This is a genomic window from Rhizobium pantanalense (assembly GCF_030182525.1).
GTDB lineage: Bacteria > Pseudomonadota > Alphaproteobacteria > Rhizobiales > Rhizobiaceae > Rhizobium.
On sequence record NZ_JAQJCH010000002.1, the window covers coordinates 659,531 to 672,350 of the forward strand.

Here is a 12,820-nt window from a genome sequence, read left to right on the forward strand (position 1 = left end):
AGAGATGGCGGCGGATCGCTCCGCCGCCGCATGTGCGTTCTATTTCTTGGCCAAGAATTTCTGCTGGGCCTTGGTCAGATAATCGGCCCATTGGTCGGCAAGATCCTTCGCCGAGATATCGCCGAGCAGCGCCTGCTGCGAGGTCTTGATCGCCAGCGAATCCTTGAAGAAGGCGAATTCCTCAAGATAGGTCGGCATGACAGTGGGAACGGTGTCCTTGTCGGCCAGTTCCTGGAACCAGCCCTTGAACTGATCGCCGGCGTAGAAGGGGTCCTTTTCCGCGGCCGTATAGGCCGGCAAGGCGCCGATCTTCTTGTTCCATTCCAGATTGCCTTCCTTGCCTTCAAGGGTTGCAATCAGCTTCCAGGACAGATCCTTGTTCTGGCTTGTCGAGAACATCGACCAGCCGGCATAGCCAATGGTCGGGAAGGATTTGCCATCCGGGCCTTTCGGCAGCGGTGCGACGCCGAAATCATCCTTTTTCATGCGTTCCGCAACGGCGATCAGCGCATCCGGATCCTGATCGAGGAAGGCGCATGTGCCGGAATAGAAACCGGCGACGACCTCGTTGAAGCCCCAGTTGACGCTGTCCTTCGGCGCATAGCCCTTCTTATAGAGATCGACCATCCACTCGATGCCCTTCGCCCAGCCGGGGCTGTTCATCGTGGAGGTGCCGTCATCCTTGAAGTACTTGTTGTCGCCGGCCATGGAGGCGGCAAAGATCATCCAGCCGTTGAGACCGCCCGGACCGCCGCGCATGCAGTAACCGTATTTGCCCGGTAGCTTCGAGATGGCCTCGGATGCCTTGACGAATTCGTCCATCGTCTTCGGCGGCTCGGCGACGCCGGCATCCTTCAGGATCTTCTTGTTGTAGAACATGGCGCGCAGATAGAAGCCGTAGGGCAGCATATAGGCGGTGTTCTTGACATCCCGGCCGAGCTGAAGCGCGCGAGGCGTCAATTCACTCGTATGCTCCCACTTGGCGAGGTAAGGCTCGAGGCTTTCGAGCATACCGTTATTGCCGTAAAGCGACAGCCAGGTATCGGGCATTTCCATAACATCGGGCGTATCGCCAGCCGAAACCATGGTGGCGAATTTCTGGAACGCCTCGTTCCAAGGCAGGGAGATGATGTCGACCTTGGTGCCTGGGTTGGCGGCTTCGAACTTGGCGACGATCGACTTGAGCGTCTCGGTGCGCTCCGGGCTCGTGATGACTTCCACGAGTTTCAGCGTCGTGTCGGCAAAGGCGGTGCCGCCCATCAAAGCGGTAAAGAGTGCTGCTGTTATCAGTCTTTTCATGTTGGTTCCCCTTTTTGGATTTTCCTCTCAGATTGACGATGTCACGAGGCGGCGGCGATTGCCTCCTCGAGTTCCTTCCACAGGGCCTCGGTTCCTTCGAGGCCGATATGGAGACGTACGGAGCGCGGATTGATGCCGAAAGTATGCGCCGAATTCGGCTGCGCCTTCTGCTGCAGCACGACTTCGCCCGGCACGATCAGGCTCTCATGCCCGCCCCAGCTCACACCCAGCTTGAAGAGCGTGAGGCGATCGGCGAAGGCGCGGATATCGACGCCCTCGCGGAAGATGAAAGAAAACAGGCCCGAGGTGCCATTCAGGCCGGATGGCAGCCGGTTGGCCAAGCCCGGATGGCAGACCTGTTCGATGACATCGAGCTCCTGCAGGCGCTTGGCGATCGTCATTGCAGCCGCCTCATGCGCCTTCATGCGGATCGGCAGGGTGCGCAGACCGCGGATCAGGAGCCATGCGTCGAAGGGCGAAAGCTTGCCGCCGAGATAGGGGTAGGCTTCGGCTTTCAGGCGAGCGATCATCTCCTTCGAGCCGGCAACGACGCCGGCGACCACGTCGCTGTGCCCACCGAGATATTTGGAAGCGGAATGGATGACGAGATCGACGCCGAGCTTCAGCGGCTGCTGGAAGTAAGGCGTGGCCCAGCTGTTGTCGATCATCGAGACGGCGCCGTGCTGTTTAGCGAGTGCAGCGAGCGCGCCGACATCATGCGCTTCCATGACCCAACTCGTCGGGCTCTCCATATAGAAAACCTTGGCACCGGGAAGCGCCTTGGCGACAGCTTCTTCGTCGCGACCGTCGACATAGGTCACGTCCACCTTCATGCGCTTCAGGACCGTGCCGAAGAGGCGGAAGGCATCGGGATAGACATGCTTGACCGCAACGATCCTATCGCCCGGCTCGACAAAACTCAGCACTGCGGATGAGATCGCCGCCATACCGCTCGCAAAACCGAGCGCATCCTCGCCGCCCTCCAGCTTTGCCAGCATCTCTTCGAACATGCGCACCGTCGGGTTGAGGCCGCGCGTATAGATCGGCCGCACCTTTTCGCCGCGATAAGAGGCAATCATCTCGTCATAGTTCGAGAAGGTGAACAGCGAGGTCTGGAAGATCGGCGGCACGACGGCTTCGGCAAAATTGCCGTCGTCGTGAGCTGTAATAAGGGACGCAAGTTCGAACGGCTCTAGCCCGTCAGTCATTGGGACATTTCCTTGATGTCTTCCTCGACGACGTCGAGAATTTTCAGTGTTTCGGCGCGCGCTGCCTCGGGATCCTGGTCAACGATCGCGTTGAACAGTGTGCGGTGATAGGGGAAGGAGCGGCGGGCAAAATCCTGCCGATCAAAGGGGTGATCCCAGAAGCGCTCGAAGGTTTCGCGCATCTGTTCGAGAAGCTGCCGGAACAACGGATTGTGGGTGGCGTCATAGACGGCAAGATGGAAGGCCAGATCCTCGGGCCCGGATGTGCCCTTGGCCATATGCACACGCTCCATCTCGTTGAGCTTCTCTTCGATGATGACGAGGTCTTCGTCGGTTCGCTTTCTCGCAGCCACCATGCCTGCCTCGCATTCGATGCCACGGCGGACCTCCAGCGTCTGCAGCAGCGCATCGCGCAGATGTGACGGGTTGAAGGAAAGCGGCATATGGATCGTCGCCTTCGAAACCGGCTTCAGCAGGTAGGTGCCGCTGCCTTTGCGCGTCTCCATGACGCCGAGCGCCTGGAAGTAGGTGATCACCTCGCGAATGGTGGAGCGTCCCACCGAAAGCGCTGCCATCAGCTCACGTTCGGTCGGAAGCCGGTCGCCCGCCCGCAGCTTCGACGATTCGATGAAGGTCGACAGCGCCTCGATGACTTGCTGCGTCCGGTCGATGGAAGGAAGAGGGGTAAGCATGGGTTTTGTCATGGATGGTAAATTGGTCTGACATCTGCCATCAGGTCAATCTCTTTTTCTTGGCTCGGTCATTTTTTGTGACCCTTAAATTTTTAAAGGCACAAAGCGAGCAGCAATGAAGGTTGTTTGCGGCCTTCAAGAGTGCCGACAGCGCTGATAGAAGGAACGTGTTGTGAGTCCCGGGCTGGAAGAGAATGGCCGCTAGAGATCGATATTCACGGAAGCTGGAATGCGCGAAATGCGACCACACCGGCTTTGCCGAAGTTTCCGAAAATGACGATCGTCGGGCGATGAGCCGCGATTTCAAGATAGACGAGATGCCGCGCGGCTTTTCCACGGAACGACCGTCGACCGATCCGCGCAAGCATATGGTGCGCTGCAGGTGCGGTTCGGTGTTTCCTTTCGAGCAGGACACGATCTACGCACCAGGCGGCGAGCCGCGGCGCAGAAAAGCATAGGCCGAAAAGAAAAAAGCCCCGCACAGGCGAGGCTAAGCTTGTGTCGCTCCGGGGAAATCGGAAGCGACGCGGCATTGTCTAACGGTCGTCTTCTCTCCCGGCTAGGTCAGTTTTGCCGATAGCGGTACGCTCAAGTAAAAAAGCACTTTAATCGTGAAATGAGATTGGTTTGCAGGCTCTCCCGTTGGCTGCAAAGGCGCGGGTAAACTATCGTGCCGTGCAATATGTTCAGCTAGCGTTCATTTTCGCGCGGGCAAAAAGGCAATCACCGCAACGCCTTGCGGTCGTCGAGGCCCGGCTTCCAATGGTTTTCGAGCCTGGTCGTCGGGCCTCGCAGATACTGAAACACTCGGATACCCACATGCGGTTGCTTCGCGCCTTCATCGATTGGATACGCCGCAGGCGGCGGCCGGAACAGGAAACGATCCAACATTCCGCCGACGACCCATGGGTTCTGCAGCAGATCGAGAAATTCGAGAGAGAGTTGAAGCGCTAGCAGGTTCGTAAGTCCCTGTGCTTGATCAGCGCAGCAGAATGGCCCCATCTTTGGCGGCGAGTTTGCCCGCCTTGCAGACCGCGCGTCCTTTCGGCACTGCGACGACCGCCTCGGGAATATGCTCCGCCTTCAAGGTAACGAAGTCGGCTTTGGCGCCAATCTTCAAGCCATAACCCTCCAGGCGCAGAGCCTTGGCGCCGTTTTCTGTTACGACATCGAAGGCAACCTTCAATTCGTCGTCGGTATAGAAGCCGGACCGATAGCCGATCATCATGGCGCGGCCCAGCATGTCGCCATCGCCATAGGGCCACCAGGAATCGCGAATATTGTCACTGCCGCTGAAAACAGTGACACCAGCAGCCCGAAGCAGGGCGACGGGCGGGAAGGAATGGGCACCCGGTGCATTCGTCATGATGGAAACACCACTCTCGGCGATGAAGGCCGCAGCACGCTTGGCCGCTTCGATCGAGAGATCGCCAAGTCCGTAGGCATGGCTGATCGCGACATGCCCGCCCATGGATAGACCGCGCGTGCGGGCGCAGATCTGCTCGATGGTGAAGAGACCGAGTGTACCGCCGTCATGAAGATGGATATCGACATCGACGCCATGCTTCTCGGCGACGCCAAAAACCACATCGAGATGTTTTTCGACATCGCGATCGAAGCTTGCAGGATCGAGCCCGCCGACGAGATCGGCACCCATGGCGATTGCCTGATCCAGAAGCTCGGGCGTGCCGGGGCTTTTCAGAATGCCGCTTTGCGGAAAGGCAACGAGCTGGATGTCGATCAATCCGCGGTATTCTTCGCGTACGGCAAGCACAGTCTCCAGCGACTTCAATCCAACGGAACCGTCCACCATGACGTGGCTGCGCATATATGTGCTGCCATTGGCGATGCAGAGGTCGAGCTGTTTTCTGGCCCTTTCGTCCATCGGTGCGGCCTGCGCCATGTTTTGCGCCTGGAGGGCGACGCGCTCATGGACATCGAAGCCGTTGGTGCAGGGCTTGTGCGGAATCCAGGCGTCACCGTAAAAGCTGGTGTCGAGATGAATGTGCCCTTCGACAAAGCCCGGCACCACGAGGAGGCCTTCGAGGTCGATAAGCTCGGAGGCAGAAACCGGCGCTCCGGTCTCGCTGATCGACACGATCCGGCCATCCGTCACGCCAATATCCTTGAGCGAGCCATCGGCGAGCTTGGCCCGGGTAAAGAGGGTTTCGATCATGCTCAATTTTTTCTCCTTGAATCAGTGGCCACCGACCCGCGGGAGAGCAGCCGACATCGCGGATGTCTCACCGCTCGAACGCTTCTTTCAGGCCGAAGCTCTTGCGCTCGCGCAGGTCGAGATCGGCCTCGATATGCGCGATATGATGCAGCATCAGGTGACAGGCCGTGTCGACGTCTTTGCGCTCCAGCGCGGTGATGATGTCACCGTGCTCGGCATGGCCGCAACTGGAGGCGCTTGATTGTCCATAAAGCGAGATTACCAGCGAGGAGCGGGCGACAAGCTCCTCCATGAAGCGCTGCATGATGAGATTGCCCGATATCGATGCCAGCATCAGATGGAAGTCGCCCGAAGCCTTGATCTCGGCCCGGCGCGCAGATTGACCGCGCTCCCCCATCAAGCGGCCTTCTTCGACCAGGAGCTGCCGGAGCCGTGCGAGCTGAGCCGCGGTGATATGTTCGGCTGCCGATCGCACTATGCCCGGCTCGACCAGACGACGCGCAGCGAATATCTGCCGGGCTTCCTCGGGCGATGGATAGGCGACGAAAGCGCCCCGGTTCTTCTCGACGCTGACGAGCCCCTCATAGGAAAGAGCCTGCAGGGCGGCACGTGCCAGAGTCCGGCTGACGTTGAAGAGAGCGCCAACATCGCTCTCGGACAGTTTCGTGCCCGGTGCGAGCCGCCGCTCCACGATCGCGTCGCGAATGGCCTCGCGGATTTGTTGCGCCCCGCTATCGGTGGCGTCGCCGGGCGTCAAAAGCGCATCTGTTGAAGAGTTCATGATCGGTAGCCTGAGTAACTGGCTGCAATGATAGACAGGTTTCGCGCGGAAGTTAAACGAAATCTGATGCAAATGAGCCGGCAAAATGTATACAATATTTTGCATAAATCGCGCACAATAGCCTATTTCCTGTGCAGGTTCGTAATTGCCTATCAAAAGGCAATATTTCTTTGCGGAGAAAAAATTTAGAAATTCCAGCCGGTTAGTCAACTTCGGCAAAACTGGCACGATTGATGCAGTGTCTTTCCCAAACCAAAGGGGAAGATGATGTCGAAAGCGGCAGAGATCGATATAGTGTCCGTTTCGAAGGTCTACGGCACGACCACGGCTGTTCATGCGATCAGCCTGAAGATACCGGCGGGTTCCTATTGCTGTTTCCTCGGCCCCTCCGGCTGCGGCAAGACCTCGACGCTGCGCATGATCGCCGGCCATGAAGGCATTTCCTCCGGCGACATCAGGCTCGGAAATACCGTCGTCACGGATTTTCCGCCCGCCAGGCGCGGCACGGCGATGATGTTCCAGTCCTATGCGCTGTTTCCTCATCTCGACCTTATCGACAATGTCGCCTTCAGTTTGAAGATGAAGGGTGTCGACAAGGACGAGCGTCGCGCCAAGGCGCTTGAGATGCTGAAGCTGATGCAAATGGAGGCCTATGCAACCCGACGCCCGGCCCAGCTTTCAGGTGGCCAGCAGCAGCGCGTGGCGCTTGCCCGTGCGTTGATCACCGATCCGGAAGCGCTGCTGCTCGACGAGCCGCTATCGGCGCTCGATCCCTTCCTGAAAATCCGCATGCGCGCCGAGCTGAAGAAGCTGCAGAAGTCGCTTGGCATCACTTTCGTCCACGTCACGCACAGCCAGGAAGAGGCGATGGCGCTCGCCGATATCATGGTCATCATGAATGACGGCCGGATCGAGCAGGCGGGCTCGCCGCGGGAGGTTTTCGAACACCCCGCAACGGCCTTCGTTGCCCGCTTCATGGGCGATCATAACGTCCTGTCCGGGCGGATAACGTCGAGCGAAGATGGCATAATCATCATGACCGCGCCGGAAGGGCAGGGCTTCTCCGTAAAAGGGTCAGGTCGCGCTGTCGGCGAAGCCGTTGACATCGCGGTTCGCACCGACCGCGTTCGGCTTTCGCAGCCATCGGACAAAGGGCTGGGCTTCAACGGCGTGGTCTCCAATGTCGAATATCGCGGCGCAACACTGAAGATCACCGTGATCGGTGCCGGCAGCGACGATTTCACCGTCATCGCGAGCAATGACGACGGTGCAGCCAGATCGATCGCTGTTGGCGATGCCGTCTCACTGAGTTGGGCTCAGGAGGATGCAATCCTCCTTGGCCGTATCTCCGCATGAAAATCTCAAGCATTAAAAAAGGGGAACTGACATGACGACTGAAAGCAAGACTGAGAAGACCGCGAAAGGCATTTCCCGCCGCTCGCTGCTGAAGACCGGCGCTGCCGCTCTCGGCGCCATGGCCGGCTCCGGTGTGATCACCGGCTTTCCGACCATATGGGCGCAATCGAATATCACGCTGCGCCAGTTCGGTACCGGCGTTTCGAACATCAATGCCATTGCGGAGAAGTGCAAGGCCGATCTCGGCATTACGCTCGAGATGACCGCGACGGATTCCGATGCCGCCGCCCAGCGAGCCGTGACGCAGCCGAACAGCTACGATATCGCCGACATCGAATACTGGATCGCCAAGAAGGTGTTTCCGACCGGCGTCTTGCAGCCGATGGATGTCAAGAAGCTGAAATATTACGACAAGATTGTGCCGCTCTTCATCACCGGCAAGCTGAAGCCCGACAGCGTCATCGCGCAGGGCACCGCACCGCACACTGTCGGCTTCGTCGAAGGGCAGGGCTCCAAGAAATTCGCCAAGGAGCCGACGCAGTGGATGACGATGGTTCCGACCATTTACAATGCCGATACGCTCGGCATTCGCCCCGATCTCACGGGTCGTCCGATCACCAGCTGGGCCGACATTCTCGATCCAGCCTTCAAGGGCAAGACCGCGATCCTCAATATCCCGTCCATCGGTATCATGGACGCCGCGATGATCATGGAAGCCGCCGGCAAGATCAAATATGCCGACAAGGGCAACATGACGAAGGCCGAAATCGACAAGACGATCGAATTCCTGATCAAGACCAAGGGCGACGGCCAGTTCCGTGCCTTCTGGAAGTCCTTCGACGAAAGCGTCAACCTGATGGCGTCGGGCGAAGTGGTCATCCAGTCCATGTGGTCGCCGGCGGTTGCGGCCGTCCGCTCCAAGGGCATTGCCTGCACCTTCCAGCCGCTCAAGGAAGGCTATCGTGCCTGGGGCGGCGGTCTCGGCCTTGCCTCGCATCTCAAGGGTGCGCAGCTCGACGCGGCTTATGAATATATCAACTGGTACACCTCCGGCTGGGTCGGCGGCTACCTCAACCGCCAGGGCTACTACTCCGCCTGCATGGAAACGGCCAAGAACTTCATGTCGGCCGATGAATGGGGCTACTGGATCGAAGGCAAGCCGGCGCAGGGCGATATCCTGTCTCCCGAAGGCAAGGTGATGGAGAAGGCCGGCGCCGTTCGCGACGGCGGTTCCTTCGAAACCCGCATGGGCGCAGTCGCCTGCTGGAACTCGGTCATGGATGAGGACCGTTACATGGTTCGTCGCTGGAACGAATTCATCGCTGCCTAAGCTGCGATCGATCATCGCCTCTCCCCGTCCGATACGGGGGGAGGAACCTCTCAATGGAGAAGCCGGACCATGGCGACAATCGCTTCCTCGGATGCAGAGCAGGAAACTCAGAAAGCCGGACGTGGATTTGCCGTACCCGGCTGGGCGGTCACCTATCTGCAGGCAACGCCGCTCTTTCTCATTCTCGGCTTCTTCTTCCTGTTGCCGATTGCGATGATTGGCATCGTCAGTTTCTGGGATTATGATTTCGCTGGCCTTTATCCGGCGTTCCTGACCACGAATTATACCGATACGCTCGGCTCGTGGGTTACATGGAAAACCTACCTCAACACACTGAAATTCACAGCAATTGTCTGGGCGCTGACGCTCTTCATCGGCTTCTGGGTCGCCTATTTTCTGGCTTTTCACATTCGCCGTACCTCGACGCAGATGATCCTTTTCCTCGTCTGCACCGTGCCCTTCATGACGTCCAACATCATCCGCATGATCTCGTGGATACCGGTGCTCGGGCGCAACGGGCTGGTCAATTCGACGCTGATCGAGATGGGCCTCATGCCGCAGCCGATCGAATGGCTGCTCTATTCCGATTTCGCCGTCGTGCTTGCCATGGTGCATCTCTACACGCTGTTCATGGTGACGCCGATCTTCAACACGCTGATGCGCATCGACCGCTCGCTGTTCGAAGCCGCGCGCGATGCCGGCGCCAATGGATGGCAGGTGTTGTGGAATGTGGTTATCCCCTTGGCCAAGCCCGGAATGGCGATCGGCAGTATCTTCGTTGTCACGCTGGTCATGGCGGATTTTTCCACCGTGCAGGTCATGTCCGGCGGCCAGAGCGCTTCCATCGCACTGATGATGAAGAACCAGATGTCGCTGCTGCAATATCCGGCAGCCGCCGCCAATGCGGTCGTGCTGCTGATCGTCGTGCTGCTGATGGTCGCCGCCATCCTGCGCATCGTCGATATCCGCAAGGAGCTCTAGGATGAACCGTGAAAAGCGCAGCCTGGAATTTTATGTTCTCGCGATCTTCTTTACGATTTTCGTGCTGTTTCTCTATGGTCCGCTGTCGGCGGTCATCATCCTGTCTTTCCAGGGGCCGGACGGCGGCTTGACCTTCCCGTTGAATGGCGTTTCGCTGCATTGGTTCGCCAATCTTTTCGAAAAGCAGGCAGTCGGCGATTTCGGCGCCTCCTTCCAGCGCTCCTTGATCCTCGGCGTGATGGTTATGATCGTGACCGTCGTCGTGTCGCTGCTGGCAGGCCTTGCCTTTCGCCGCCGCTTTCGCGGCTCGACATTTCTGTTCTATGCGACCGTTGCCAGCCTCGTCGTCCCATCCATTATCATTTCGCTCGGGATCGGTGTCGTCTTCCAGCAGGGTGGCATTGCGCCGGCGTGGTATTCTTCCGCCTTCGGCGCACATCTGACCTGGACCTTGCCCTTCGGCGTGCTGATCATGTTCGCCGTCTTCAACCGGTTTTCGCCAGCCTATGAGGAAGCCGCCCGGGATCTCGGTGCTAGCTCCTGGCAAACCTTCCGTCATGTCGTGCTGCCGATGATCGCACCGAGCCTGATCGGCGTCGGTCTCTTCGGCTTCACGCTATCCTATGATGAGTTCGCCCGCACCCTGATGACATCAGGCACCTACAACACCCTGCCACTCGAGATCTACGGCATGACGACCAACGTCACGACGCCGGTGCTCTATGCGCTCGGAACAGTGACGACGCTCTTTTCCTTCACCATTATCCTGCTGGCGCTTGCAGTCATGACCATGCTCGGCCGCCGCCAAGCCAAGAAAAGTTGAGATCATGCGCCTGCTGCTCATCAATCCGAATACGACGGCTTCCATGACGGAAAAGGCGGCGATCGCTGCGCGTGCCGTAGCAGGTCCCGGCACGGAGATTATCGCCGCCACCTCGCAGATGGGGCCGGCTTCGATCGAGGGCTATTATGACGGCGCTATCGCCGTGCCCGGCATGCTGCGCGAATTGAAGGAGAGGCAGGGCGAAGGCTATGACGCCGCGATCATCTGCTGTTTCGACGACACCGGTCTGGAAGCCGCACGCATGTTCTGCGACGTACCTGTCGTCGGTCTGTGTGAAGCAGCCGTAGCCACGGCCGGCTTCCTGGCACAACGCTTTAGCGTAGTGACGACGCTCGAACGCTCACGCATCCTCATCGACAATCTTGTCCATCGTTATGGCATGGGCGCGCGGGCAAAGGTTCGCGCCTCCGATATCCCCGTGCTCGAGCTTGAAGATTCGTCTTCGAGTGCAATCGGAAAGCTGCGGGCGGAAATCGAGCGAGCGCTCGCCGAAGATGGAGCGGAAGCCATCGTACTCGGCTGCGCCGGCATGACGGATCTCGCACGAGAGCTACAGTCGATCTACGGCGTCCCGGTCGTGGATGGTGTCGCCGCAGCGGTCAAGCAGGCCGAAGCTTTAGTATCCCTAGGCCTATCCACCAGCAAGCGCAGCTCGTACGCCTCCCCATTGCCAAAGCCTTTTTCGGGGCCAATGCAGGATTTTGCGCCGACACCGGTATTGGCCTAATCCCATCACAATCCAACAGTACGACCTCCACTGATCGCTAAGCGTTGCGATTGGCATATCTTCGCTGCCGGGACTACAATGTCTCGGTAAAGAACGAGAGTCGTGGATTTGGCACAGAGAGCCGGCAAAGCTGATCTTCCCCTGCATGGCGGCCGCGTACCGCGCTGGCTTGGAGACCGCATGACGCGCCTGGGCGCTGTCATCACCGAGGCGATCGTGCAGCATTATGGGCGTGACGAACTCTTTCGCCGTCTCGCCAATCCCTTCTGGTTCCAGTCCTTCGGCGCCGTCATGGGCATGGATTGGCATTCCTCGGGGATCACGACGAGCGTTCTCGGCGCCTTGAAGCGTGGCCTGCCGCCGCTTTCCGGCGAACTCGGCATCCATGTCTGCGGCGGCCGTGGTGCGCAATCGCGCAAGACGCCGGGCGAACTGCTTGAGATCGGCGATCGCGTCGGCATCGACGGCGCGTCGCTCGCGACCAAGAGCCGACTGATCGCAAAAGTGGATAGTGCAGCCGTGCAGGATGGCTTCGATCTCTATCTCCATGGCTTCATCGTCGCGGATGACGGCAAGTGGGTCGTCATCCAGCAGGGCATGAACGACGAACGCCGGCAAGCACGCCGATATCACTGGCTGTCGGAGGGTTTGACGAGCTTCCTGGATTCTCCGCATGCAGCCATCGAGGGACGCGAGCAGGGCGAGATCGTCAATCTTGCCGATCGGCGCGCCGAGCGTTCCCGCGACGGTCAGCTGGATCTGCTCGCCTCATTGGGGCCAGATAAAATCATTCGTGAACTCAATGTTCTGGAAGGGAAATCTCCAGTAATTAACAAACAAGAAGCGCAGCCGATGCTGCCGTACCTCGTCATGCCGGCACATCATGATGTGCGCCAGGAAGATGTGAACATGAGGCGCCTGCACGGAAATCTCGCTGCGGCCGCCGATCGCGGTCCGGTGGATTTCGAGGATCTGCTTCTGACGCCCGGCGTCGGCGCCAGAACGGTCAGGGCTTTAGCGATGGTCGCCGAAGTCGTCCATGGCGCACCCTGCCGCTTCTCCGACCCAGCGCGCTTCTCGCTCGCCCATGGCGGCAAGGACCGGCATCCCTTTCCGGTGCCGCTGAAGGTCTATGACGAGACAATCAGCGTGATGAAATCCGCCGTCAGGAAGGGACGCCTCGGTCGTGACGAGGAATTGTCGGCGCTGAAGCGGCTGGATGACCAATCGCGGATGCTGGAGCGTTATGTCACCGGCCCCGATCTCAAGGAGATCGTTGCCGGCGAATTCGACCGCTCCTTTTCCTATGGCGGTCGCAGCGTCTTCGGCTGGGAGCCTCCACCAGACTCCGCGGATCACGGCGCCGAGGGGGATCTCCGCTCTTCGAAGAGTTAAGCCAGGGCCGCGGCAGAAGGGAGCAGCTTGT

The 12,820-nt window shown here is 59.1% G+C and carries 13 protein-coding genes; 8 read left to right on the forward strand and 5 right to left on the reverse strand.

Annotated features, from left to right (window positions below):
* Positions 1–39: 39 nt before the first annotated feature.
* The 3 genes from PH558_RS09070 to PH558_RS09080 are packed head-to-tail and all read right to left on the reverse strand — an operon-like array spanning position 40 to position 3,199.
* Positions 40–1,299, reverse strand: coding sequence for an ABC transporter substrate-binding protein (locus PH558_RS09070; protein ID WP_285203712.1), 1,260 nt, complete (start codon positions 1,297–1,299; stop codon positions 40–42).
* A 41-nt stretch (positions 1,300–1,340) separates the two neighbouring features.
* Positions 1,341–2,507, reverse strand: a complete 1,167-nt coding sequence (locus tag PH558_RS09075) for a PLP-dependent transferase (RefSeq protein ID WP_113407752.1) — start codon at positions 2,505–2,507, stop codon at positions 1,341–1,343.
* Complete coding sequence (locus PH558_RS09080) at positions 2,504–3,199, reverse strand: FadR/GntR family transcriptional regulator (protein ID WP_113407753.1); 696 nt, start codon at positions 3,197–3,199, stop codon at positions 2,504–2,506. Before PH558_RS09080 ends, PH558_RS09075 begins: the two co-directional genes overlap by 4 nt.
* A 194-nt stretch (positions 3,200–3,393) precedes the next feature.
* On the opposite strand from PH558_RS09080, the gene PH558_RS09085 reads away from it, so the two are divergent.
* Both PH558_RS09085 and PH558_RS09090 read left to right on the forward strand, forming a co-directional pair.
* Positions 3,394–3,657 carry a hypothetical protein gene (locus PH558_RS09085; protein ID WP_285203713.1) on the forward strand — a complete coding sequence of 88 codons (264 nt, stop codon included), beginning with the start codon at positions 3,394–3,396 and terminating at the stop codon, positions 3,655–3,657.
* A gap of 361 nt (positions 3,658–4,018) precedes the next feature.
* A complete protein-coding gene (locus tag PH558_RS09090) occupies positions 4,019–4,153 on the forward strand; it encodes a hypothetical protein (RefSeq protein ID WP_257714007.1) in 135 nt (44 codons plus the stop codon).
* Between the two features lie 25 nt (positions 4,154–4,178).
* On the opposite strand, the gene PH558_RS09095 is transcribed toward PH558_RS09090, so the two are convergent.
* Positions 4,179–5,375, reverse strand: coding sequence for an amidohydrolase family protein (locus PH558_RS09095; RefSeq protein WP_285203819.1), 1,197 nt, complete (start codon positions 5,373–5,375; stop codon positions 4,179–4,181).
* A 67-nt stretch (positions 5,376–5,442) separates the two neighbouring features.
* The gene (locus PH558_RS09100) at positions 5,443–6,156 is read right to left on the reverse strand and encodes a GntR family transcriptional regulator (protein WP_285203715.1); all 714 of its coding nucleotides are present in this window, start codon (positions 6,154–6,156) and stop codon (positions 5,443–5,445) included.
* Between the two features lie 267 nt (positions 6,157–6,423).
* On the opposite strand from PH558_RS09100, the gene PH558_RS09105 reads away from it, so the two are divergent.
* The 6 genes from PH558_RS09105 to PH558_RS09130 all read left to right on the forward strand — a co-directional run bounded on the left by PH558_RS09105 (position 6,424) and on the right by PH558_RS09130 (position 12,789).
* A complete protein-coding gene (locus PH558_RS09105; RefSeq protein WP_285203723.1) occupies positions 6,424–7,512 on the forward strand; it encodes an ABC transporter ATP-binding protein in 1,089 nt (362 codons plus the stop codon).
* A 31-nt stretch (positions 7,513–7,543) separates the two neighbouring features.
* Complete coding sequence (locus tag PH558_RS09110) at positions 7,544–8,842, forward strand: ABC transporter substrate-binding protein (protein WP_285203725.1); 1,299 nt, start codon at positions 7,544–7,546, stop codon at positions 8,840–8,842.
* Positions 8,843–8,911: 69 nt separating this feature from the next.
* On the forward strand, positions 8,912–9,823 hold the full coding sequence (locus PH558_RS09115; protein ID WP_285203726.1) for an ABC transporter permease: 912 nt from the start codon (positions 8,912–8,914) through the stop codon (positions 9,821–9,823).
* A 1-nt stretch (position 9,824) separates the two neighbouring features.
* Positions 9,825–10,646: an ABC transporter permease gene (locus tag PH558_RS09120; protein ID WP_069615545.1), complete on the forward strand. Its 822-nt coding sequence runs from the start codon at positions 9,825–9,827 to the stop codon at positions 10,644–10,646.
* Positions 10,647–10,650: 4 nt separating this feature from the next.
* Positions 10,651–11,394, forward strand: a complete 744-nt coding sequence (locus tag PH558_RS09125) for an aspartate/glutamate racemase family protein (RefSeq protein ID WP_095436483.1) — start codon at positions 10,651–10,653, stop codon at positions 11,392–11,394.
* A gap of 108 nt (positions 11,395–11,502) precedes the next feature.
* The gene (locus tag PH558_RS09130; protein ID WP_285203730.1) at positions 11,503–12,789 is read left to right on the forward strand and encodes a DUF763 domain-containing protein; all 1,287 of its coding nucleotides are present in this window, start codon (positions 11,503–11,505) and stop codon (positions 12,787–12,789) included.
* Positions 12,790–12,820 lie beyond the last annotated feature (31 nt).